Source organism: Microbacterium sp. M28 (assembly GCF_025836995.1).
GTDB lineage: Bacteria > Actinomycetota > Actinomycetes > Actinomycetales > Microbacteriaceae > Microbacterium.
This window is the reverse complement of the sequence record NZ_CP107546.1, coordinates 911,457-933,543: the sequence shown is the minus strand read 5'-3', so window position 1 is coordinate 933,543 and position 22,087 is coordinate 911,457. Positions and strand designations below refer to the sequence as shown.

General features: G+C 69.9%; 19 protein-coding genes. 10 read left to right on the top strand and 9 right to left on the bottom strand.

Going from position 1 to position 22,087, the window contains the following annotated elements:
• Positions 1 to 46: 46 nt before the first annotated feature.
• The 4 genes from OED01_RS04630 to OED01_RS04615 all read left to right on the top strand — a co-directional run bounded on the left by OED01_RS04630 (position 47) and on the right by OED01_RS04615 (position 3,306).
• Positions 47 to 526, top strand: a complete 480-nt coding sequence (locus OED01_RS04630) for a DUF4442 domain-containing protein (RefSeq protein WP_264157207.1) — start codon at positions 47 to 49, stop codon at positions 524 to 526.
• Between the two features lie 80 nt (positions 527 to 606).
• Positions 607 to 1,776, top strand: coding sequence for an APC family permease (locus OED01_RS04625; protein WP_413231625.1), 1,170 nt, complete (start codon positions 607 to 609; stop codon positions 1,774 to 1,776).
• Between the two features lie 367 nt (positions 1,777 to 2,143).
• Complete coding sequence (locus OED01_RS04620) at positions 2,144 to 2,962, top strand: hypothetical protein (protein WP_264157205.1); 819 nt, start codon at positions 2,144 to 2,146, stop codon at positions 2,960 to 2,962.
• An 8-nt stretch (positions 2,963 to 2,970) separates the two neighbouring features.
• Positions 2,971 to 3,306: a hypothetical protein gene (locus OED01_RS04615; RefSeq protein ID WP_264157204.1), complete on the top strand. Its 336-nt coding sequence runs from the start codon at positions 2,971 to 2,973 to the stop codon at positions 3,304 to 3,306.
• 241 nt (positions 3,307 to 3,547) lie between these two features.
• Here the strand turns inward: OED01_RS04615 and OED01_RS04610 are convergent, their stop codons facing one another.
• On the bottom strand, positions 3,548 to 4,342 hold the full coding sequence (locus OED01_RS04610; RefSeq protein WP_264157203.1) for an AraC family transcriptional regulator: 795 nt from the start codon (positions 4,340 to 4,342) through the stop codon (positions 3,548 to 3,550).
• 83 nt (positions 4,343 to 4,425) lie between these two features.
• Between OED01_RS04610 and OED01_RS04605 the strand changes: the two genes are divergently transcribed.
• Positions 4,426 to 4,935: a VOC family protein gene (locus OED01_RS04605; RefSeq protein WP_264157202.1), complete on the top strand. Its 510-nt coding sequence runs from the start codon at positions 4,426 to 4,428 to the stop codon at positions 4,933 to 4,935.
• Here the strand turns inward: OED01_RS04605 and OED01_RS04600 are convergent.
• The 4 genes from OED01_RS04600 to nhaA form a co-directional block, all read right to left on the bottom strand.
• Positions 4,910 to 5,689 (bottom strand): SGNH/GDSL hydrolase family protein, encoded by a 780-nt coding sequence (locus OED01_RS04600; RefSeq protein WP_264157201.1) that lies wholly within the window; start codon positions 5,687 to 5,689, stop codon positions 4,910 to 4,912. The two genes, OED01_RS04605 and OED01_RS04600, sit on opposite strands and share 26 nt — an antisense overlap.
• A 49-nt stretch (positions 5,690 to 5,738) precedes the next feature.
• Entirely contained in the window at positions 5,739 to 6,998 is a 1,260-nt protein-coding gene (locus tag OED01_RS04595; protein ID WP_264157913.1) for a histidine--tRNA ligase, read from the bottom strand.
• A 90-nt stretch (positions 6,999 to 7,088) separates the two neighbouring features.
• Positions 7,089 to 7,724 carry a nucleoside triphosphate pyrophosphohydrolase gene (locus OED01_RS04590; RefSeq protein WP_264157200.1) on the bottom strand — a complete coding sequence of 212 codons (636 nt, stop codon included), beginning with the start codon at positions 7,722 to 7,724 and terminating at the stop codon, positions 7,089 to 7,091.
• Positions 7,725 to 7,734: 10 nt separating this feature from the next.
• On the bottom strand, positions 7,735 to 8,910 hold the full coding sequence (gene nhaA, locus OED01_RS04585; protein ID WP_264157199.1) for a Na+/H+ antiporter NhaA: 1,176 nt from the start codon (positions 8,908 to 8,910) through the stop codon (positions 7,735 to 7,737).
• Between the two features lie 85 nt (positions 8,911 to 8,995).
• Between nhaA and OED01_RS04580 the strand changes: the two genes are divergently transcribed.
• The 3 genes from OED01_RS04580 to OED01_RS04570 all read left to right on the top strand — a co-directional run bounded on the left by OED01_RS04580 (position 8,996) and on the right by OED01_RS04570 (position 15,677).
• Complete coding sequence (locus OED01_RS04580) at positions 8,996 to 11,671, top strand: phosphoenolpyruvate carboxylase (RefSeq protein WP_264157198.1); 2,676 nt, start codon at positions 8,996 to 8,998, stop codon at positions 11,669 to 11,671.
• A 120-nt stretch (positions 11,672 to 11,791) separates the two neighbouring features.
• Positions 11,792 to 13,153, top strand: a complete 1,362-nt coding sequence (gene gdhA, locus OED01_RS04575; protein ID WP_264157197.1) for an NADP-specific glutamate dehydrogenase — start codon at positions 11,792 to 11,794, stop codon at positions 13,151 to 13,153.
• A 133-nt stretch (positions 13,154 to 13,286) separates the two neighbouring features.
• On the top strand, positions 13,287 to 15,677 hold the full coding sequence (locus OED01_RS04570) for a LamG-like jellyroll fold domain-containing protein (protein ID WP_264157196.1): 2,391 nt from the start codon (positions 13,287 to 13,289) through the stop codon (positions 15,675 to 15,677).
• A 17-nt stretch (positions 15,678 to 15,694) separates the two neighbouring features.
• Here OED01_RS04570 and hutI read toward each other — a convergent pair whose 3' ends face one another.
• Genes hutI through hutH form a run of 3 tightly spaced genes read right to left on the bottom strand, consistent with a single transcriptional unit; the run spans position 15,695 to position 20,005 of the window.
• The gene (hutI, locus tag OED01_RS04565) at positions 15,695 to 16,840 is read right to left on the bottom strand and encodes an imidazolonepropionase (RefSeq protein ID WP_264157195.1); all 1,146 of its coding nucleotides are present in this window, start codon (positions 16,838 to 16,840) and stop codon (positions 15,695 to 15,697) included.
• A complete protein-coding gene (gene hutU, locus OED01_RS04560) occupies positions 16,837 to 18,480 on the bottom strand; it encodes a urocanate hydratase (protein ID WP_264157194.1) in 1,644 nt (547 codons plus the stop codon). The genes hutI and hutU overlap by 4 nt, the downstream gene beginning before the upstream one ends.
• A complete protein-coding gene (gene hutH / locus OED01_RS04555; protein WP_264157193.1) occupies positions 18,470 to 20,005 on the bottom strand; it encodes a histidine ammonia-lyase in 1,536 nt (511 codons plus the stop codon). Before hutH ends, hutU begins: the two co-directional genes overlap by 11 nt.
• Positions 20,006 to 20,064: 59 nt before the next feature.
• Between hutH and OED01_RS04550 the strand changes: the two genes are divergently transcribed.
• Positions 20,065 to 20,841, top strand: a complete 777-nt coding sequence (locus tag OED01_RS04550; RefSeq protein WP_264157192.1) for an IclR family transcriptional regulator — start codon at positions 20,065 to 20,067, stop codon at positions 20,839 to 20,841.
• Between the two features lie 14 nt (positions 20,842 to 20,855).
• Here OED01_RS04550 and OED01_RS04545 read toward each other — a convergent pair whose 3' ends face one another.
• Positions 20,856 to 21,116, bottom strand: a complete 261-nt coding sequence (locus OED01_RS04545; protein ID WP_264157191.1) for a hypothetical protein — start codon at positions 21,114 to 21,116, stop codon at positions 20,856 to 20,858.
• A gap of 47 nt (positions 21,117 to 21,163) precedes the next feature.
• Here OED01_RS04545 and OED01_RS04540 point away from each other — a divergent pair, with 47 nt between their 5' ends.
• Positions 21,164 to 22,084 carry an AEC family transporter gene (locus tag OED01_RS04540; protein ID WP_264157190.1) on the top strand — a complete coding sequence of 307 codons (921 nt, stop codon included), beginning with the start codon at positions 21,164 to 21,166 and terminating at the stop codon, positions 22,082 to 22,084.
• Positions 22,085 to 22,087: the final 3 nt, after the last annotated feature.

Sequence of the window (22,087 nt, the reverse complement as noted above, 5' to 3'; positions counted from 1 at the left end):
CCAGACGCTTTGTGGACGATCGCGACACTCGACCACACTGATCCGCATGAAGATCACCCCGCGCCGCCTCGCGATCGGCATGAGCCTGTGGGCTCCGAACCTCTTCAGCGGCATCCGCATCCGCCGCTTCAGTGCGGACTGGACGCACGCGACCGTCGAACTGCACGTGAACGTCATCACGCGCAACTACGTCAAGACCGCGTTCGGCGGTTCGATGTCGGCCATGACCGATCCGTACTTCTTCATGCTCGTGATGCACCAGCTCGGTCGCGACTACGTCGTGTGGGACACCCGCGGCGAGATCGAGTTCCTCAAGCCGGGCCGGGGCGTGCTCACCGCGGAGTTCCACGTCTCGAAGGAGAAGGCGGCCGAACTCCGCCAGCGTGCTCGCGGCGGGGCGAAGGTGCTGGAATGGTTCGAGACGGTGATCACCGATCGGGACGGCGACGTCGTCGCGAAGGTGCGCCGCGAGGTCTACATCAGGGAGAAGAAGCGCATCACCGCGGCGCGCGGCACCGAGCGTTAACCGCGCAGTGGGACGATGAACTCGTGCCACTCGCCCGCCGCCTGACTCTCGCCGACGCCACCGCGATCGGTCTCGGTTCGATGATCGGAGCCGGCGTGTTCGCCGTCTGGGCTCCGGCTCTCGGGGCGGCCGGGTCCGGCATCCTCATCGCTCTCGGCATCGCCGCCGTGGTCGCATACTGCAACGCGACCAGTTCGGCGCAACTGGCCGCTGTGCACCCTGTGGCCGGTGGAACGTACGCGTACGCGCGAGCGGAGATCGGCCCGTGGTCGGGGTTCGTCGCGGGATGGTGCTTCGTGATCGGCAAGATCGCGAGCTGCGCGGCGATGGCGATGACGTTCGCTTCCTATGCGGCGCCGGTCGGCTGGGAGCGCACGGTCGCCGTCATCGCTGTAGCGGCGCTCGCAGCGGTGAACTGCTTCGGCGTGACGCGGACGGCCCTCGCGACCCGCATCCTCGTGATGCTGTCACTGATCGGGCTCGCGGTCGTGGTCGCGGCAGGGATCGGCGGCACGCCGCACACCCCGTCCGCTCTCGCGGATGCCACGGCCTACGGCGTGCTCCAGGGTGCAGGGCTGCTGTTCTTCGCCTTCGCCGGCTACGCACGGATCGCGACGATGGGCGAGGAGGTCGTCGATCCCGCTCGCACGATCCCCCGCGCGATCGTGCTCGCCCTGGGCGGGGCTGTCGTCGTGTACGTCGCCGTCGGTGTGACGGTCCTGCTGGTCCTGGGCGGGGACGCAGCGGACAGCACAGCGCCCCTGGCCGACGTCGTCGCCGCGGCGGGGTGGGGATGGGCTGAACCGGTCGTTCGCATCGCCGCGGCCACCGCCTCGCTCGGAGCGCTGCTGGCGCTGCTGACCGGAATCGGGCGCACGAGCCTTGCGATGGCGCGCGAGGCAGATCTCCCCCGCTGGCTTTCCGTCGTGAACGAGCGCTGGCAGGTACCGCAGCGCGCGGAGGTCGTCGTCGCCGTCGTCGTGATCGCGATCGTGCTGATCGCGGATCTGCGCGGCGCGATCGGGTTCTCCTCGTTCGGCGTCCTGCTGTACTACCTCATCGCGAACGCGTCGGCGTTCCGGCAGAAGGCAGACGTGCGGCGCTACCCTCGGGCACTGCAGGTGCTCGGGGCCGTCGGGTGCCTCGCCCTCGTGAACACGCTGCCCGTGCTGGCATCGCTGGTCGGCACGGTCGTCGTGCTCGTCGGAGTCGGGTATCGGATGCTGCGACTGCGGCTTCTCGCGCGCTGACGACTTACCCAGCGGCGCGGCCGAGCCGCCCACACGTTTCGACTCTCGGCTCGATCGGCGAGCGAGGTGGGGCGCCGCCATCCGTTCGCTGAGCGAGGTCGCGCCATCCTCTCGTTCGCTCAGCGAAGTGGCGATCCTCTCGTTCGCTGCGCGAGGGGCCCGGCCCTCTCGTTCGCTGCGCGAGGTGGCCACCCTCTCGTTCGCTGCGCGAGGGGGGCGCGACTCGTTCGCTGGTTGAGCGCGGGGCCACCCGTTCGTTGAGCGACGAGCGCAGCGAGGAGTCGGAACGCATTCACCGCTGTATCCCTTGAGACAATTCCCGCTGACAGCACTTGTCAGTTTCGAACATAGGTACTAAACTGGGGTGATGGATGCGGCGGCGCGGGTGCCCTCTTCTTCTCCGGTTCTCGGGCCGGTGGAGGAGATCGGTGTGCTGCTGGCGGATGCGGAGTGCTCGCAGGTCGATGCGAATCGTCAGGCGGCGTTGCAGGCGGTTCGGATGCTGCGGGTGGTGCGGTATGCGCGTCGGCATCCGGAGTTGTATGTGGACGGGATCGAGGATGCTGAGGCGATCGATCACGCGGAGCGGGCGGCGATCCTGGATCTCGCGGAGCGGGCGGCGATCCTGGATCTCGCGTTGCGGATGAACATGTCCGAGGAGCACGTGCGGGGGCAGGTGTTCCTGGCTGAGCGTGCGCAGGCCCATCTGCCGGCGTTGTGGGAGCGGGCGGTGACGGGGTTCGCGTCGTTGTATCTGCTGGGTCGGGCCGTGCACGCCCTCGGCCTGGTCGCCGCTCCCGCCGATGCGACCGCCGAGGAGCGGGCGGCGGAGCGGGCCGCGTTCGCGGCGATCGACGCCGCCACCGCGGAATGGGCGGGGTCGTGTTCGCCGGCGTCGTTCAATCGGCGGCTGAAGCGGCTCACGGACCGGTTGTGTCCGGTGCCGGCCGAGGCGCAGCATGCCAGGGCGATGCGGGACCGGCGGGTGTATGTCGAAGACACCGGTGGGGGCATGGCGTGGTTTCATGCGCTGATCCCCACCCTGACGCGCGGGCCGCGTTCCGGCGGGCGACGTCCACCGCGAAGCACCTGTCGAAGGACGCCCGGGAGGGCCGCACCCGCGACCAGCTCCGCGCCGACCTGTCCAGCGCGTGGCTGCGCGGGATCGGCACCGACACCGCGGTGAAGACGAAAGTGTTCGTCACCATCCCCGTGCAGTTGCTCGCCGCCGCCCGCGACGGCACCCCGATCGACGCCGATATCGTCCGGGTTCTCGCGTCCGAGCAGGCCGAGGTCGTCGGCCGCGACAGCATCGACCCGGCAACCGCCGCGCAGATCTTCTCCGACGCCACCGCGTTTCACCGGGTGATCACCGACCCCGTCCACGGAGTGATCCTCGACATGGACCGCCGCACCTACCGGCCCACCACCGCCCAACGCGACTGGCTCACCCTGAAACACCGCACCTGCTCCTGCGACGGCTGCGAACGCCTCGCCGCCGACGCCGAGATCGACCACCGCCGCCCCTGAGCCACCGGAGGCACAACCAACGCCGACTCCCTCGCACCCCTCTGCCCCCGCCACCACAAACACCGCCACCGCACCCGAACCCACTACCGAACCCGACCCGACGGCACCATCCAACTCACCACACCCACCGGACACACCACCCGCGAACAACCACCACCGTTCTGACAGCCGCCTGCTCACGCAGTGTGAACATGTCGAGCCTCGCCACTCCGTGTCGGCTCGGCGCCCTACAGACCCGGCTCTACAGAGTCGAAGCCGTGCCGGAGTCGGCACGGTACGACGATGGCGTGAACCCGAGCACGGTACGGAAATCGTTGGTCAGATGTGCGTGATCGGCGTAGCCCAGGTCCGCCGCCAGCGTCGCGAGATCCGTGTCCGGATGGTCTCGAACCCGCTGCACAGCCTCCTGCAGTCGCCGGCGCCGGATCATCGCGGCCGGAGACAGCCCGACGTAGCGTCGCGTGAGGCGCTGCATCGTCCGCACCGAGACGGACAGCCGTGTCGCGGCATCCTCGTCGCGGATCACCTCGGCATCCGTCATCAGCAGCTCCGCCGCCCTGTTCGCATCGCGCGCCGCAGGACTCAGCGCGCCCACGCGAGCAATGAGCCATTCCGAGAACACCGCAACCGCCCGCCCACGACCGCGCTCTCCGCCGTCTCGCATCGCTCGGACGACGTCGCGATGCAGATCCGGCGCGTCGAACGCGCGAGACGCATCGCGCAGCGCGCTCGGCTCGTCTGTGAGCGCCGCGACGGCGGCAGGCTTCAGCATCGCGCCGACGGCCCATCCCCGGCCGATGAGATCCCGATAAGTCGCGACAGTGGAGGCACCGACGAGCTCGATGCCTCGGGGCTCGACCACAAGGTTCAACGCCGGGTACGAAACGACATGCTGGCGTGAAGTCCGCCCCGGATCGATGTCCCACTGCGGAATCCAGAACCATTGCACCAGGTCGACCGCTGCGCTCGGCGGCGCGATCCGGTGGAACTCCGGCATCCGTGCCGGGTAGAGCACCCCGCGTCGTGCATCGATCACCCTCGACACGATAGAGCCCGGCGCGGACAACATGTCGCGAATCTCCAAGCACACCCTCCCCCACGGTCCGTAGCGTCGGGGACATGACGAAAACAGGACTCACCGGAACCCACACCACCGCCGGCCGCCCGAACAACGCGACCTCGCTCACGCCGTTCCTCGCGATCCCGCGCGCCGGGGATGCGATCGCCTTCTACCGCGACGTGTTCGGCGCGACCGTGATCGACGTCACCGAGATGGGTGGAGTCGTCGTGCACGCCGACCTCGACTTCGGCCTCGGCCTGCTGCAGATCGGCGAGCCGACACCCGAATACCACCTGGTCGCCCCGCCTGCCGGCGAGGAGGACTGCTATTCGCTCGGACTCTACGTCGCCGATGCGGATGCCGTGGTCGAAGCCGCCACCGCGGCCGGCGCCGTCATCCGCGAAGCGCCGAGCGACTTCGTGTCGGGCGATCGATTCGCGTCGATCCGCGACCCGTTCGGCGTGCGGTGGTCGATCATGTCGCGTGTCGAGGACCTGTCGCCCGCCGAGAGCGCGCGCCGCGTCGAAGAGTGGGCCGCGAGCTTCACCGCCGAGACCGCAACGCAGTGACGACGGCGGGGAGCAGCGCTTCCGCCGTTCGACGATAACCCGCCGCGGAGGGGTGGAACCGGTCGAGGCTGAACATCTCATCCGGCTCGGCGTGGAACGTCGGCCCGACGAGCTGCCGCAGATCGACCGGAACCGCCCCCGTCCGCCACGCGACCTTGGTCTGCTCGAGGGCGAGGCGCCGCGACATCCGCGACAGCAGTGCCCGCAGCGGCTGCGGCACAGGGCGTAGCGTTCCCAGGTCGGGGCAGGTGCCGACCACCACGGACGTCCCGGCATCCTGAAGCCGCACGACGGCGCGCTCGAGCTGAGCGGATGCCGTCGAGGCCGGGATGAGGTGCGTCACGTCGTTGCCGCCGACGACGATCACCGCCACGTCGGCCCGATACTCGGACGGAAGGCTGTCGAGCTGGTACTCCAGTGCGGACGATTCCGAACCGACGACCGCGGCCGTGTGCAGTCGCACCGGCCGTTGCAGCTCTCGCGCCAGCGCTTTCGCCACGCGCCCCCCGAGCGTCTGCTTGCGATGCTCGGCACCGAGCCCCGCGGCGAGCGAGTCACCGAGCAGCAGAAGGTCGATCGCACTTCCGGGCAGCGACTTCCGCCAGACCCGGTCGGCGTCCAGGGACTGCTCCCCCAGCGGCTTGCCGATCCGTCGCCGAGCGATCGCGGCCTGTCTGGCGAGGATGAGCCGGATCCCGAACACCGCGACGACACACGCCGCCAGCACAGCGCCCAGTGCTCTCCCGCGTGCCACGGATGAGAGTGAACACGGCGGAGATGAACCGACGGTGAATGCTGCGCGCTCAGCCGAGCGGCTTGATCTCCAACGAGCCGACCGCGGCGCCGGCCGAGACGGTGGCGAAAGCGGTGTAGCCGTCTGCCGCCGAGCGCTCCAGGAGCCCCTTGAGGTTCTTCGTGCGCCGCTCGACGCGCACGCGGGAACCGTCGCCGATCAGCGCCGCCTTGTGCGCGACCAGTTCGGCGACCGGGACGTCGGCGTCGTGCACCAGGACGACCGCCGCGGCATCCGCATCGTCCGCGAGATCGACCAGGTCGACCAACCGCTCGAAGCCGAGCGAGAACCCGACGGCCGGGACCTGCTGCCCCAGGAAGCGCCCGATCATGCCGTCATAGCGTCCGCCCCCGCCGAGAGAGTACGGCACCGAGGGGTGGGCGAGCTCGAAGATCGTTCCCGTGTAGTACCCCATCCCGCGGACGAGGAACGGATCGAAGACGAGCGGGATCGCACCGTCGATCCCGCGCCCGGCCGCCACGGCTTCGCCGATGCCGACCAGGTGCGCGACGATCTCGTCCGGCGCGCCGTCCGGCAGCGCCTTGCGGATCTGGCGCTCGCCGTACGGGAAGAACTCCCGTGTCTGCGGACGCCGCAGGAAGGCGTCGAACGCGTCGACGGCGGATGCCGTGGCTGCGCGCTCGCGCAGCTCCGTCACGATCCCGTCCGGCCCGATCTTGTCGAGCTTGTCGATCGTGATGAGCACACCGGGGCGCTCCTCGGTGGAGAAGCCGAAGGCATTCAGCATCCAGTCCAGGGCGCGCCGGTCGTTGATCCGGATGCTCGCATCGGTCAGACCGAGGACCGCCACGGCATCCAGCGATGCGACCAGCAGCTCGGCCTCGGCTCGGGAGGAGTCGTCGCCCATGATGTCGATGTCGCACTGCACGAATTGGCGATAGCGGCCCTTCTGGGGGCGCTCGGCGCGCCAGACCGAGCCGATCTGGATCGAGCGGAAGACCGCAGGCAGCTGCGCCCGGTTCGACGCGTAGAAGCGGGCCAGCGGCACGGTCAGGTCGTAGCGGAGCCCGAGATCGGACAGCGCCGCCGGGTCCTCCGCCGCCGCACGGATGCCGTCGGCATCCAATCCTCGGCGCAGGATGTTGTACGAGAGCTTCTCGTTGTCTCCGCCGATACCGGCGTGCAGGCGCGCATACTCCTCGACGACCGGCGTCTCGATCTCGTCGAAGCCGTGCGCGCGGTAGCGGTCGCGGATGACGGAGAGGACGCGCTCACGGCGGGCCTTGTCAGCGGGGAGGATGTCGCGCATGCCGCGCGGCGGGTTCACGGTAGCCACCCGTCGATTCTTCCAGGTCCGCGGGCGGGATGCGTGCCGCGGCCGTCGGGCACTCGCCCCGGTTCAGCCGGATTCGGCCGCGCGGACCTCGTCCTCCAGCACCCGGATGCGCTCTCGGAGGGCGCGCTCGGCATCCCAGCCGCGCGTGCGGGCCTGGGCGACCAGCGCGAGCAGTGCGTCACCGAGTTCGGGCTCGGATGCCGGAGGTTCGAGGTCGTGTACGGGACTGGGGTCGGGCAGAACCGCGGCGGCGCGGCCCAGAATCTTCTGAGCCCTGGCCAACGAGGGCATCCCGCTCGGGACGCCGTCGAGGACGCTCGTGCGCTCCCGCTTCTCCGCGGCCTTCGCCGCGTTCCAGTGCACGAGGACCTCTTCGGGCGTCGTCGCGACGGCATCGGCGAAGACGTGCGGATGCCGCCGGACCATCTTCTCGGTCAGCGTCCGGGCGACATCGTCGATGTCGAAGGGGTCGTCCGGGTCCTGCGCGGCGATCGCGGCGTGGAAGAGCACCTGCCAGAGCAGGTCGCCGAGTTCCTCCCGCAGATCAGCGCGATCGTCGGACTCGACGGCGTCGATGACCTCGTGGGACTCCTCGATGAGATACGGCACCAGATCCCGGTGCGTGATCCGTTGCGACCAGACGCAGCGCTCGCGCACGGCCCGCATCGTCTCGGCCGCATCCCGCAGCGCGTCGCTCATCCCTGCTCCCTCATCCGGCATCCGCTGTGGTCACGTCCCGCCGCCGGTACCAGGCCGCACGCAGCGAGACCATGACACCGGAGAGCACCAGCGCGATCAGCGATCCGACCAGGACGCCGAGGATCGCCTGGTCCCTCGTCTCGGCATCGTTCGCGAACGCGAGGTTGGCGAGCAGCAGCGAGACCGTGAAGCCGATGCCGCCCAGTGTGCCGGCGGCGAGGAGATCCATGATCGTCAGCGCCGGCGGACGCCCACGGGACCCGATCCGCATGGCCAGCCAGCCGAACAGGCCGATGCCGATCACCTTCCCGACCGGCAGAGCCAGCGCGATGCCGAAGAACGCGGGCGAGAACTCCGACGGGGAAACCGCCGGGATCACGACGAACGCGGCGGTGAACGCGAAGATCGGCAGGATCGCGCCGTTCACCCACGTCTCCAGCGCGTAGCGGATGCGCATGGAGGGGGCCTGGGCGACCGCGAGCCCGAGCAGCACGCCGGCGATCGTCGCGTGCACGCCGGAGGCTGCGACGAGCCCCCACACGAGGATGCCGAGAAGCGCCATCAGCACGCCGATGACGACGTCGTTGCGCTCGCCGAGCTGGCGGCTCAGGATGCCGAAGCCGACGACGCCGACCAGGGCGAGCAGCAGCAGGAGCCAGTTCAGATCGTGCGCGAACAGGACGGCGATGAAGATGATCCCGATGATGTCGTCGAGGATCGCGAGCGCCAGCAGGAACACCCGCACCGTCGACGGGAGCCCGCGTCCGAAGACGGCCAGCACTCCGAGCGCGAAGGCGATGTCGGTGGCTGTCGGGATGGGCCAGCCGGATGCCGTCTGCGGCGCACCGGCGATCGTGAGATAGATGACGATCGGCACGATCACTCCGCCTGCCGCGGCGATCGCCGGCTGCAGGGCCTTGCGCAAGGAGTTCAGCTCACCGCCGGTGAGCTCGTACTGTAGCTCCATCGCCACGACGAAGAAGAAGATCGCCAGGAGGCCGTCCGAGATCCAGTGCTCGACGGACAGGTCCAGCGCCGTCCCCGGCACCGGGAGGTGGACGTCCAGCACCCCCGCGATCGCATCGTGCGCGGGCGTGTTGGCGAGCAGAAGGCCCAGTCCTGCCGCCACGAGGAGCAGAACCGCGGGGAACTGCGCTGAGCGCAGAGGATTGCGGGAGTCGGACATCGAGTCCATGCTAGGCCTCTGCGCCCGCCCTTCATGCGGCGTCACGCGGTCCGGAGCGCCGTGCGCGTCGGGATACGCTCGAAGGATGACCCCCGAGCCCACACCCACAGAGGCCATTCGCGTCATCGGTCGCTTCGAGGCAGGACGCGGCATTCCCGAATCCATGCGGGCGGACGTCCGCATGCTCGGCGCCCTGCTCGGCCAGGTGCTGCGCGAATCCGGCACCCCCGGCCTGTTCGAGGACGTCGAGCGTCTGCGTCTGGCGACGATCCAGGCGTACGACGACGAGAGCGCCGAGGCGTTCGAGCGCGCGGCTTCCATCGCGGACTCGTTCTCGGTCGACCGCGCCGATGAGGTCGCCCGCGCGTTCACCGCCTACTTCCACCTCGTCAACCTCGCTGAGGAGCACCAGCGCGTGCGCGTGCTGCGCGAACGCGCCGGCCAGCCCGGACGCGACGGCGCCGCCGACACCGTCGCAGCCGCCTACGCGCAGCTGCGCCGTGAGATCGGCGACACCGAGGCCGAACGCCGACTCGCCGGGCTCCGGTTCCACCCCGTCTTCACCGCCCACCCGACCGAGGCGCGTCGCCGTGCGGTGTCCACGAGCATCCGCCGGCTGTCCGACCTGCTGACGCAGCACGACTCGGCGAGCGAGGACGGTGCCGAGCAGCGCCGCGCCCGCCGCCGGATGCTGGAGGAGATCGACACCCTCTGGCGCACCGCCCCGCTGCGTGCGCAGAAGCCCACCCCGGTCGACGAGGTCCGCACCGTCATGAGCGTGTTCGACGAGACGCTCTTCACCACCGTGCCGCACGTGTACCGCCGGATCGACGACGCCCTGCGCGGCGAGGAGTCCGGCGCCAGCGCGCCGGTCGTCCCGGCGTTCGTGCGGGTCGGATCCTGGGTCGGCGGAGACCGCGACGGCAACCCGTTCGTCACGGCCGCTGTCACCCGCGAGGCCGCGCAGATCGCCTCCGATCACGTCCTGCAGGGACTCGAGCGCGCCCTCGCCCGCATCGGTCGCACCTTGACGCTGGATGCCGAGAGCACGCCGGTCTCCCCCGCCGCCGCCGCGCTGTGGGACGACTTCGCCGTCGCCGAAGCGGAGGCGGCCGCAGACATCTCGACCCGCTCGCCCGACGAGCCGCACCGCCGTCTCCTGCTCCTGTTCGCGCGCCGCGTGGCCGCCAAGCGCACCGGCACCCCGGGCGGCTACACGCATCCGGACGAGTTGCTCGCAGACCTGCGCACCGTGCAGGACTCGCTGATCGCCGCCGGAGCGCGCCGTCACGCGTTCGGTGGAGTGCAGCACCTCATCTGGCAGGTCGAGACCTACGGCTTCCACCTCACCGAGCTCGAGGTGCGTCAGCACTCGCAGGTGCACCGTCAGGCGCTGGCCGAGCTGGACGCCGGCGGTGACCGAAGCGAGAAGACGATCGAGGTGCTGGACGTCTTCCGTGCGGTGGCCGAGATCCAGCGCGAGTACGGACCGCGGGCCGCCGGCCGCTACGTCGTCTCGTTCACGCAGTCCGCCCAGGACCTCGCGAACGTGCACCGGCTCGCGCGCTACGCGCTCGGCGACGACGCCCCCGTGCTCGACGTCGTGCCGCTGTTCGAGACGTTCGCCGACCTGCAGGCCGCTCCCGCGATCCTCGCGGAGACCGTGCAGTTCCCCGAGTTCCGTGCGCGCATGGCGGAGACCGGCAACCGGCTCGAGGTCATGCTGGGCTACTCCGACTCCTCGAAGGACGTCGGGCCGGTCGCGGCGAACCTCGCGCTCTACGAGGCGCAGCGCAAGATCGCGCAGTGGGCGCAGGAGTCCGGCATCGAGCTGACGCTGTTCCACGGCCGCGGCGGCGCCCTCGGGCGTGGCGGCGGACCGGCGAACTCGGCGATCCTCGCCCAGCCGCCGCACTCCGTCGACGGTCGGTTCAAGCTCACCGAGCAGGGCGAGGTCATCTTCGCCCGGTACGGGGAGCCCGCCATCGCGATGCGCCACATCGACCAGGTCGCCGCTGCGACGCTGCTGGCCTCCTCGCCCGGAGTCGAACAGCGCACCAGCGGTGCGGCGGAGCGGTTCGCCTCGATCGCGGCGACCATGGACACCGCTTCCCGCGCCCGCTTCTTCGAGCTCGTGCAGGCCGAGGGCTTCGCCCCCTGGTTCGCGACAGTGACGCCGCTCGAGGAGATCGGCCTGCTCGCCCTGGGCTCGCGCCCGGCCCGACGCGGTCTGTCCGTCGAATCCCTCGAGGACCTGCGCGCCATCCCGTGGGTCTTCGCGTGGACCCAGGCCCGCATCAACCTGGCCGGCTGGTTCGGTCTCGGAACCGCGCTCGAAGCCGTCGGCGACGAGGCGCTGCTCACCGAGGCCTACCGGGAGTGGCCGCTGCTGCACACCATGATCGACAACGTCGCGATGAGCCTCGCGAAGACCGACGAGCGCATCGCGCGCCGGTACCTCGCACTCGGCGACCGCGACGACCTCGCGCAGCTGGTGCTCGAAGAGCTCACCCTGACCAGAGAATGGGTCATCCGCCTCACCGGCGGATCCGGCCTCCTCGAGAACAAGCCGATCCTGCAACGCGCGGTGCAGTTGCGCAGCCCCTACGTCGACGCCCTGTCGCTGCTGCAGCTGCGGGCGCTGCGCGAGCTGCGCTCCGCTGACGAGTCCGCGACGGGGTCGGGAGCGGATGCCGAACAGCAGCGCCTCCTGCTCCTTTCCGTGTCCGGCGTGGCCGCCGGACTGCAGAACACCGGGTGACCGCCCCGTCCTGCTCACAATGCGCGTCGCGCTAAAGTGAGAACTCGTGTGCCCGACCGGCACGTTCTCACGCGACACGATCGCCTCACCCGCATCCCCATCAAGAAAGCCGTTCCCCGCGTGACCGCTACTGACTTCCATCCCCTTGCCGACTCCGTGCAGCCGGTCTTCGACACCGTCCGGACGCGCAGCCCCCACGAGCCGGAGTTCCAGCAGGCCGTGCACGAGGTGCTGCACTCGATCGGACCGGTCCTCGAACGCCACCCGGAATATGCCGCCGCCGGCATCGCGCAGCGCATCGTCGAGCCGGAGCGGCAGATCATGTTCCGCGTGCCGTGGGTCGACGACGCCGGCACGCTGCAGGTCAACCGCGGCTACCGCATCCAGTTCTCGTCGGTCCTCGGTCCCTACAAGGGCGGCCTGCGCTTCCACCCCTCGGTGAACCTGTCGATCATCAAGTTCCTCGGCTTCGAGCAGATCTTCAAGAACGCGCTCACGGGCCAGGGCATCGGCGGTGCCAAGGGCGGCAGCGACTTCGACCCGCACGGCCGGTCGGATGCCGAGGTCATGCGCTTCTGCCAGTCGTTCATGAGCGAGCTGTGGCGCCACCTGGGTGAGCACACCGACGTCCCCGCGGGCGACATCGGCGTCGGCGGCCGTGAGATCGGCTACCTGTTCGGCACGTACCGCAAGATCACCAACCGTCACGAGTCCGGCATGTTCACCGGCAAGGGCACCGGGTGGGGCGGCGCCGAGGTGCGCACCGAGGCCACCGGCTACGGTGCGGTGTTCTTCGCGCAGGAGATGCTCGCCGTCAAGGGCGACTCGTTCGAGGGCAAGCGCGTCGGCATCTCGGGTTCCGGAAACGTCGCGATCTACGCGATCCAGAAGGCCACGCAGCTGGGAGCCACGGCTGTCACGGCATCCGACTCCTCCGGCTACGTCGTCGACGACGCGGGAATCGATCTCGATCTGCTGCGTCAGATCAAGGAGGTCGAGCGCGGTCGCATCGTCGAATACGCGAAGCGTCGCCCCGGCGCGCGCTTCGTCGAGGGCGGAAGCGTCTGGGAGGTCCCGGTCGACATCGCCGTGCCTTCCGCGACGCAGAACGAACTGAACCTGGCCGACGCGCAGGCGCTGATCGCGAACGGCGTGCGCGCGGTGTCCGAGGGCGCCAACATGCCGTGCGTCCCGGAGGCCGTCGAGGCGTTCCAGTCCGCCGGCGTGCTGTTCGCACCTGGTAAGGCCGCGAACGCGGGCGGCGTGGCCACATCCGCGCTCGAGATGAGCCAGAACGCCTCCCGTCAGCGCTGGGCCTTCGCCGACAGCGAGCGCAAGCTCCGCGAGATCATGGGCGACATCCACCGCGCCTCCTTCGACGCAGCCGAGCGCTACGGCGTTCCGGGCGACTACGTGGCCGGCGCGAACATCGCCGGCTTCGAACGGGTCGCGGCAGCGATGCTCGCACAGGGCGTCATCTGATCCGCTCCACCTGAAGGGCACCTGGCGCACACGCCGGGTGCCCTTTCTCGTGGGATTCTTCTACATCGTTGTATATGCGGTCTGCATCGTTGTAGATTGAGGCGTTCCCGTCCACTGTCGAACTGGAGAGACCATGACGCGACGTCCCCGCGCGCGCAGGGCGAGCACCGCGCTCGCGCTGACCACGACCGCACTCGTCGCCGCAGGAGCCTTGTGCGCTCCCGCTGCCGCGGCGAAACAGCCCAGCGATCCGCCCCCGCCGTCCTTCAGCGACGTGACCGTGCATGACCCATCGATCGTGACGGCCGGCGACGAGATCTGGGCCTTCGGCTCCCACGGCGCCTCCGCGCACACGGAGGATCTGATGGCCTGGGAGCAGCACACCATCGACCTGTCGCAGAATCCGGACAACGCCCTGTTCGAGGACATCTACACCGAACTCGCCGAGACATTCGAGTGGGCCCAGAGCTCCACGCTGTGGGCTGCGGACGTCATCCAGCTGCCGGATGGCCGCTTCGCGATGTACTACAACGCCTGCGAGGGATCGTCTCCGCGGTCGGCGCTCGGGATAGCGACCAGTGACGCCGTCGACGGCCCGTACGAGAACCAGGGCATCCTGCTCAAGAGCGGCATGGCGGGCGAGAGCGAGAACCCCGGAGAGATCTACGACGCCCGCGTGCATCCCAATGCCGTCGACCCCGACGCCTTCTACGACGCCGAGGGCGATCTGTGGATGGTCTACGGCTCGTACTCCGGAGGCATCCGCATTCTGAAGATGGATGCGGAGACCGGCGAGCCGCTGCCCGGCCAGGGATACGGCACGCACCTCGTCGGCGGAAATCACAGCCGCATCGAAGCGCCGACGATCCAGTACGACGCCGCAACCGGCTACTACTACCTGTATCTGTCGTTCGGCGGGCTCGACGCGTCGGGCGGATACGACGTGCGCGTCGCGCGCTCGAAGACGCCGGACGGCCCGTACCTGGATGCCGAGGGCAACGACATGGCGGACGTCAAGGCCGACCCGTCGCTGCCGATCTTCGACGACGAGTCGATCCAGTCGTACGGTGTCAAGCTCATGGGCGGTCACCTGTTCACCCGCGAGCTCGGCGATCCTGGGACGGGCCTCGGCACCGGGTACGTCTCCCCCGGTCACACCTCCTGGTACCAGGATCCCGCCACCGGCCGGATGTTCATGGTGTTCCATGCCCGCTTCCCGGGCATGGGCGAGCAGCACGAGGTGCGCGTGCACCAGATGTGGATGAACGAGCAGGGCTGGCCGGTCGTCTCGCCGATGCGCTACGCCGGCGAGACCGCAGGCAAGATCAAACGGTCCGAGGTGCTGGGCACGTGGCAGCTGGTCGACATGGGCAAGGACATCACCGCGACGGCCGCGGAATCGAGGGACGTCACGCTGGAGAAGGACGGCCGCATCACCGGTGACGCCAACGGCACGTGGGAGCGCGAGGGCCAGCACGCCGCCACCCTCACGATCGACGGCGAGTCCTACTCAGGCGTCTTCGCGCCGGTCTGGGATCCGGATCTCGAGACCTGGTCCACCGGACTCACTGTCGTCTCGGATGAGGGCGTCGCACTGTGGGGACGGCAGAGCGTCGAACTCACAGGGGCCGACGCGGTCGAGGCCGTCATCGCCGACCTCGATCTCGGCGACACCGACGGGGTGACGATCGACCTCGATCTCCCGACGTCGGGCACGGGCGGGACGACCATCACCTGGACATCCTCGGATGACGCGGTGGTGACCGCGGATGGCGCTGTCGCCCGCCCGGCCGTCGGCGAACCGGACGCGCACGCCACGCTCACCGCCACGGTGACGAACGGCGAGGCCTCCACGCAGGTGCCGTTCGAGATCATCGTGCTCGCACGGACTCCCGGGGTTCTGGCCGGGGAGTGGTCCTTCGAGGACGACCTCGGCGACGCGAACGGCGTGTTCCCGGATGCCGTCGCCACCGGTGCCCGCATCGATGCGGGCGCTGCCGCTCCGGCCGCGTTCGTCGACGACGGCGTCTCCGGCAGCGCGCTGCGCCTGGACGGCACGGCCGGTGTCCGGCTTCCGGACGACCTCGTGCAGGGGACGTCGTACTCGGTCGGGCTGTGGCTGCGCCCCGAAGCGCTGACCGCGTACACCTCCGCCTTCTTCGCCGCCGGCAGTCAGACGAACTGGCTGAGCCTGCTCCCTCAGGGGCACAGCGGCGTGGGCGGTTCGACGATGCTGTGGGCCGGCAGCGAGCAGTGGTACGACGCCGGTACCGGCCGATTCCTGCCGACCGGTGAGTGGTCGCACGTCGCGTTCGTCGTCGACGGTGCCGCGGCATCCGTCTACATCGACGGCGAGCTGCGCTACGAGGGCGGCGGCTTCCCGGACATCCTGTCCGGCGACGGCAACGTCTTCGCCCTCGGCGTGAACTGGTGGGATGCTCCCTTCCAGGGCGACGTCGACGAGCTCACGGTGTGGAGCTCGGCGCTCTCCCCCGAGGACGTCGCCGACCTCGCAGCGCGCTGAGTCCAGGGAGGACGGCGTCAACGGACGCGGACGCCGTCCTTCCACACTCCGGCCACCAGGGGGACGCCCGGCCGGTAGGCCAGATGGATGCTGGTCGGAGCGTCGAGCAGCACGAGATCGGCGCGCATGCCGGGTGCGATCGATCCGACGTCGTTCCGGCGCAGCGCCCTGGCGCCGCCCGCTGTCGCCGCTCGTACGGCTTCGGCGGGCGTCATCCCCATGTCGCGCACCGCGATGGCGATGCAGAACGGCATCGAGCTGGTGAAACTCGATCCGGGGTTGGTGTCGCATGCGATCGCCACGGTCACGCCGGCATCGATCAGCCGGCGGGCATCCGGGTAGGGCTGGCGAGTGGAGAACTCCACCCCCGGCAGCAGCGTCAATACGGTGTCGGATGCGGCGAGGGCGACCACGTCCTCGCCGCTGAGGTAGGTGCCGTGGTCGACGGATGCCGCGCCGAGCTCTACCGCGAGGCGCACGCCGTCGCCCTGGCCCAGCTGGCCGGCGTGGATGCGGGGCAGGAGCCCGCGCGCGATGCCCGCCTCCAGCACGCGACGGGACTGAGGGACCGTGAACGCCCCCGTCTCGCAGAACACGTCGATCCAGCGGGAGTGCGGCGCCGCGGCATCCAGCATCGGACCGACCACGAGATCCACGTACTCGTCCGTCCGATCCGCGTACTCCGCCGGCACGACGTGCGCCCCCAGGAACGTGACCTCCGCCGTGACCTCGGCGGCGAGGCGCACGAGCCGCTCCTCGTCCGCGACGCTCAGCCCGTAGCCGCTCTTGATCTCCACCGTCGTGGTGCCCTGCGCGAGCATCTCGTCCAGGAATCCGCGTAGGCGCGTGCGCAGGGAGTCGTCGGAGGCTGCTCTGGTCGCGACGACGGTGGAGCGGATTCCTCCGGCGGCGTACCTCTGCCCCGCCATCCGCGCCTCGAACTCGGCAGCGCGGTCGCCGGCGAACACGAGGTGGCTGTGGCTGTCCACGAATCCGGGGATGACCGCGCGCCCCTGGGCATCAACGATGTCGTCGGCGCGCGGTGCCTCTGCGGCCGGCCCGGCCCACGCGATGCGGCCGTCATCGATCAGGACCGCCGCGTCGTGCACGGCGTCGTCGACGTTGGTCGTCAGCTCGGAGATGTTCGTGATGAGCGTGCTCACAGCATCGGCACCTTCAGGCCGCGCTCGCGGGCGATGTCGCGGGCGTGCTCGTATCCGGCGTCGACGTGGCGCATGACACCGGTGCCCGGGTCGTTGGTCAGCACGCGCTCGAGCTTCTCGGCGGCGAGCGCTGTGCCGTCCGCGACGGTCACCTGACCGGCGTGGATCGAGCGGCCGATGCCGACACCGCCGCCGTGGTGCAGCGACACCCAGCTGGCTCCCGATGCCGTGTTCAGCAGCGCGTTCAGCAGCGGCCAGTCGGCGATCGCGTCCGACCCATCCTTCATGGCCTCCGTCTCCCGGTATGGCGACGCCACCGAGCCCGCATCGAGGTGGTCGCGGCCGATCACGATCGGCGCGGACAGTTCCCCCGATGCGACCATCTCGTTGAACTTCCGTCCCGCGAGATGGCGCTCCTGGTAGCCCAGCCAGCAGATCCGGGCGGGGAGTCCCTCGAAGTGCACCTTCTCGCCCGCCTTGTCGAGCCAGCGGTGCAGCGCAGCATCCTCGGGGAACAGCTCGGCGATCGCGCGGTCCGTCCTGCGGATGTCTTCGGGGTCGCCCGAGAGCGCGGCCCAGCGGAACGGCCCACGGCCCTCCTCGAACTGCGGACGGATGTACGCCGGCACGAAGCCGGGGAACGCGAAGGCCCTCTCGAAGCCGCCGAGCTGCGCCTCGGCGCGGATCGAGTTGCCGTAGTCGAAGACGGCGGCCCCGGCATCCTGGAAAGCCACCATCGCCGCCACGTGCGCGGCCATGGATTCGCGGGCACGCCGGGTGAAGTCCTCCGGATCCCTGGTCGCCTCGTCCTTCCAGTCGTCGAACGCGACACCGAGCGGGAGGTAGGCGAGCGGGTCGTGCGCACTGGTCTGATCCGTGACGATGTCGATCGGCACACCGCGGCGCAGCAGCTCGGGGAAGACCTGGGCTGCGTTGCCGACGACGCCGACCGACAGCGCCTCACCGGCGTCCTTCGCGGCGAGCACACGGACGACCGCGGCATCCAGATCGGTCGTGTATTCGTCGAGGTAGCCGTGAGCGACGCGGCGCTCCAGGCGCGACTCGTCGACGTCGACGATGAGCACGGCGCCGTCGTTCATCGTGACGGCGAGCGGCTGGGCGCCGCCCATGCCGCCGGCGCCACCGGTGAGGGTCAGCGTTCCCCGCAGCGATTCGCGTCCGAGCGAGCGAGCCACGGCGGCGAAGGTCTCGTACGTCCCCTGCAGGATGCCCTGCGTGCCGATGTAGATCCAGCTCCCCGCGGTCATCTGGCCATACATGGTCAGCCCCAGCTGCTCGAGTCGGCGGAACTCCGGCCAGTTCGCCCAATCCCCGACGAGATTCGAGTTCGCGATGAGCACCCGAGGCGCCCACTCGTGCGTGCGGAACACGCCGACCGGCTTTCCGGACTGTACGAGCAGCGTCTCGTCGGGCTCCAGCTCGTCGAGCGTCCGCACGATCGCGTCGTACGCCTCCCAGCTGCGTGCCGCGCGCCCTGTGCCCCCGTACACGACGAGATCCTCCGGATGCTCGGCCACCTCGGCGTCGAGGTTGTTCATCAGCATCCGCTTGGCCGCCTCGGCGCCCCAGCTCTTGGCGGTGCGGTGATTGCCGCGCGGCGCCCTGATCTCACGAGACATGTGCGTGCTCCTCTGCTGTGCGGGCGACGGCGCCCGATCGGACGAGTTCGGTGACGGCTTCCATGTCGGGCGACAGGAAACGGTCCGGGCCTGGGCCTTCGGCGACCGTTCGGACGAGGTCGCGGACCGCTCCGGTCGCCGGGCCGGGCTGAAGCGGAGCGCGCAGGTCGAGTGCGCGGGCGCCGGTGAGGATCTCGATCGCGACGACGCGCGCGAGTCCGTCGATCGCGCGGCGCAGCTTGCGTGCAGCCGACCAGCCCATCGAGACGTGGTCCTCCTGCATGGCGGATGACGGGATGGAGTCGACGGATGCCGGAACGGCGAGGCGCTTGAGCTCGGAGACGATCCCCGCGGCGGCGTACTGCGCGATCATCAGGCCGGAGTCCACTCCGACCTCGTGGGCGAGGAACGGCGGAAGGCCGTGGCTGCGCGCGGGGTCGAGGGCGCGGTCGGTGCGGCGCTCCGACACGCTCGCGACATCGGCGACGGAGATCGCGAGGAAGTCCAGGACCGCAGCGATCGGAGCGCCGTGGAAGTTGCCGTTCGACTCGATGCGCCCGTCGAGCGTGATCACCGGGTTGTCGATGACGCTGGCGAGTTCGCGCGCCGCGATGCTGCCGGCGTAGTCGACCGTGTCGCGTGCGGCGCCGTGCACCTGCGGCGAGCAGCGCAGCGAGTATGCGTCCTGCACCCGACCATCCTCCGGTCCCTTGTGGCTGGCGACGATCGGCGACTCGGCGAGGAACGCCCGCAGGTTGGCGGCGGACACGGCCTGTCCGGACTGCGGACGCAGCGCCATCAGGTCGGCCGCGAACACGGCATCCGTTCCGAGCTGGCTCTCCACCGACATCGCGGCGGCGACATCGGCCGTGGTCAGCAGGACATCGAGGTCGTGCAGCGCGAGCGCCAGCATCCCGAGCATCCCGTCGGTGCCGTTGATGAGCGCCAGGCCCTCCTTCTCCTCGAGGACGAGCGGCGCGATGCCGGCTGCCGCGAGCGCTTCGGAGGCCGGGACGAGTCCGGCATCCGTGCGCACCTCGCCCTCCCCCATCGCCGCCAGCGCGATGTGGGCGAGCGGGGCGAGATCTCCCGAGCAGCCGAGCGATCCGTACTCGCGGACGACGGGGACGATCCCGGCGTTCAGAAGACCCGCATACGTCTCCGCGACGACCGGGCGCACGCCGGTGCGGCCGGAGGCGAGCGTCTGCAGGCGCAGCAGCTGCAGTCCTCGCACGACCTCCCGCTCGACCTCGTCGCCGGTTCCTGCTGCGTGCGAGCGGATCAGGCTCGCCTGCAGCTGCCGGCGGCGATCGGCGGCGATGAAGGTCGTCGCGAGGGCGCCGAAACCGGTGGAGACGCCGTAATGCGGGTCCGGATCCGCAGCAAGCGCGTCGACGATGCGTCGGGAGTCGGCGATGCGGTCCCGTGCCGCCGGATCCAGTTCGACCCTTGCGTCGTGGCGGGCGACGGCGACGACCTCGTCGATGGTGAGGGGTGCTGCTCCGATGGTGACCTGCGCGCTCATGATCCTGATTCCACACCCCGCAGCAACCGCGCGACAGCGGTTCATGCGATCATGTGTCTGTGATCCCAGACAAGCCGATCGACCGCACCCCGCAGGTCCCCGCGGCCGATCAGACGCTGCGGATCCTCCGGCATCTCGCCGGCCGCCCTGCGCCCGTCGCGGCATCTGCGGTCGCCCGCGATCTGGGCCTGCCCCGTTCGACGGTCTACCACCTGCTCACGACCCTCGCCGCGCACGGGTTCGTGCTGCACCTGCGGGAGGAGCGCCGATGGAGCCTGGGAACCGCCGCCTCGGAGCTGGCGGGTGGGTTCGCCAGGCAGCAGCCATTGGCGCGTCTGGGCAGGCCGCTCGTGGCGGCACTCGCCGATGATCTGGGCGAGAGCACGCACCTGGCCGTCATGAGCGGCTCCGACGTGGTCTACATCGTCGAGGAGCGCGCGCCGCGCAGACCGACACTGGTGACCGAGGTCGGGGTACGGCTTCCGGCCCACCTCACGGCGACGGGACGCGCGATGCTCGCCGCTCTCCCGCGTGAGCAGGTGCGTGCGCTCTACCCCGACCGTTCGGCTTTCTCGACGCGCGACGACACCGCACCGGCGAGCCCTGCCGAGCTGCGCGAGCTGCTGCGCGACGTGCGCGGTCGCGGTTACGCGATCGAGGACGGCGCGGTGACCCCGGGGCTGCGGTCGGTGGGCGTCGCCGTGCGCGACGCCGCCGACTGGCCGATCGCTGCGGTCGCGGCGACCTGGTCGACGGGTTCCGGACCCGAGGACCAGGCCGCCGCGGCCGCTGTCGCCGCGACGGCGTCCGCATTGGAACGACGTCTGCGGCGATGAGGCCGACGTTCGACTCAGCCGGACGCGCCCTTGCGCGGCTTGATGAACGCGGCCGGCTCCAGCTTCTCGCGCTTGGCTGCTCTCTTCTCCTTCAGAGACAGCTTCGGAGCCTTCTTCCCGTCGCGTGCGTGCGGTGACTTGCCTGACATGTGACTCGCTTCCCCTTCTGTCGGCTGGCGGGTGTAACCATCGACCATAGCCCGTTGCACAGGGAAGTCAAATTTCCCGCTGAACGGGAATTTCTCGCGAATCATCGTCTGCCGCACCGCGGTCATGTCCGCCCGTGACGGCACCCGGAACCGACGCGCGCTACGCTCGAGACGTGCTCGAGACTCTCACCGGATTCGCCGTCGTGGGAGTCGCGATCGCCGTCGGCTACATCATCGGCCGCATCGATCTGCTCGGACCGCACGCGCGGCATGTCCTGGGGCGTCTCACCTTCTTCGTGCTGTCGCCGTTCCTGCTGTTCACCGTCCTCGCGCAGGCCGATGCCAAGGTCCTGTTCTCGTCGCTGCTGCCCGTCTCGGCGATCGCCGCGCTGGTCGTGATCGCCGCGTACGCCCTCGTCGCCCGATTCGCCTGGAAGCGCGATATCGGAGAGACCGTCATCGGGGCGCTGTCGGCCGGCCAGGTGAACTCCAACAACATCGGCATCCCGCTGTCTCTGTACCTGCTGGGAAGCGCGGCCTACCCGGCGCCCGTGGTGCTGCTGCAGCTGCTCGTGTTCACGCCGATCTCCCTGGCCATCCTCGACGCGGTGACGGCAGGGCGCAGTTCGATCTGGCGCACGCTCGCGCGCACCGCGACGAATCCGATCGTCCTCGGCTCGGCGCTCGGGACGCTCGTCTCGGTGCTCGGCATCGATCTGCCCCCGATCGTGATGGAGCCCGCCCTGCTGCTCGCGAACGCCTGCGTGCCCGTGCTGCTGATCAGCTACGGGATATCGCTGTTCGGGCAGCGCGTCCTCGGCGCGTCCGGTCGCCGCCGCGATGTGCTGCTCGCGTCCACGCTGAAGCTGTTCGTGATGCCCGTGATCGCCTGGGTCTTCGCGCAGTTCGTGTTCGGCCTGAGCGCCCACGAGGTCCTCATCGTCGTCGTCCTCGCGGCACTGCCCACCGCGCAGAACGTGTTCAACTACTCGCAGCGCTACGACATCGGCGAGGCGATCTCGCGCGACACGGTCTTCATCACCACCATCGGGTGCGTGCCCGTGCTGTTGATCGCGACGCTCGTTCTGGGCTGAGGA

Coding starts and splice junctions, on each gene's coding strand:
- OED01_RS04595 (WP_264157913.1), bottom strand. CDS start 6,998: ATGCGCGACATCCTCCCCGCTGACAAGGCCCGCCGTGAGCGCGTCCTC.
- OED01_RS04620 (WP_264157205.1), top strand. CDS start 2,144: ATGGATGCGGCGGCGCGGGTGCCCTCTTCTTCTCCGGTTCTCGGGCCG.
- OED01_RS04580 (WP_264157198.1), top strand. CDS start 8,996: ATGACCCCCGAGCCCACACCCACAGAGGCCATTCGCGTCATCGGTCGC.
- OED01_RS04625 (WP_413231625.1), top strand. CDS start 607: ATGATCGGAGCCGGCGTGTTCGCCGTCTGGGCTCCGGCTCTCGGGGCG.
- OED01_RS04605 (WP_264157202.1), top strand. CDS start 4,426: ATGACGAAAACAGGACTCACCGGAACCCACACCACCGCCGGCCGCCCG.
- OED01_RS04630 (WP_264157207.1), top strand. CDS start 47: ATGAAGATCACCCCGCGCCGCCTCGCGATCGGCATGAGCCTGTGGGCT.
- hutH (WP_264157193.1), bottom strand. CDS start 20,005: ATGAGCGCGCAGGTCACCATCGGAGCAGCACCCCTCACCATCGACGAG.
- OED01_RS04570 (WP_264157196.1), top strand. CDS start 13,287: ATGACGCGACGTCCCCGCGCGCGCAGGGCGAGCACCGCGCTCGCGCTG.
- hutU (WP_264157194.1), bottom strand. CDS start 18,480: ATGTCTCGTGAGATCAGGGCGCCGCGCGGCAATCACCGCACCGCCAAG.
- nhaA (WP_264157199.1), bottom strand. CDS start 8,910: ATGTCCGACTCCCGCAATCCTCTGCGCTCAGCGCAGTTCCCCGCGGTT.
- OED01_RS04545 (WP_264157191.1), bottom strand. CDS start 21,116: ATGACCGCGGTGCGGCAGACGATGATTCGCGAGAAATTCCCGTTCAGC.
- OED01_RS04590 (WP_264157200.1), bottom strand. CDS start 7,724: ATGAGCGACGCGCTGCGGGATGCGGCCGAGACGATGCGGGCCGTGCGC.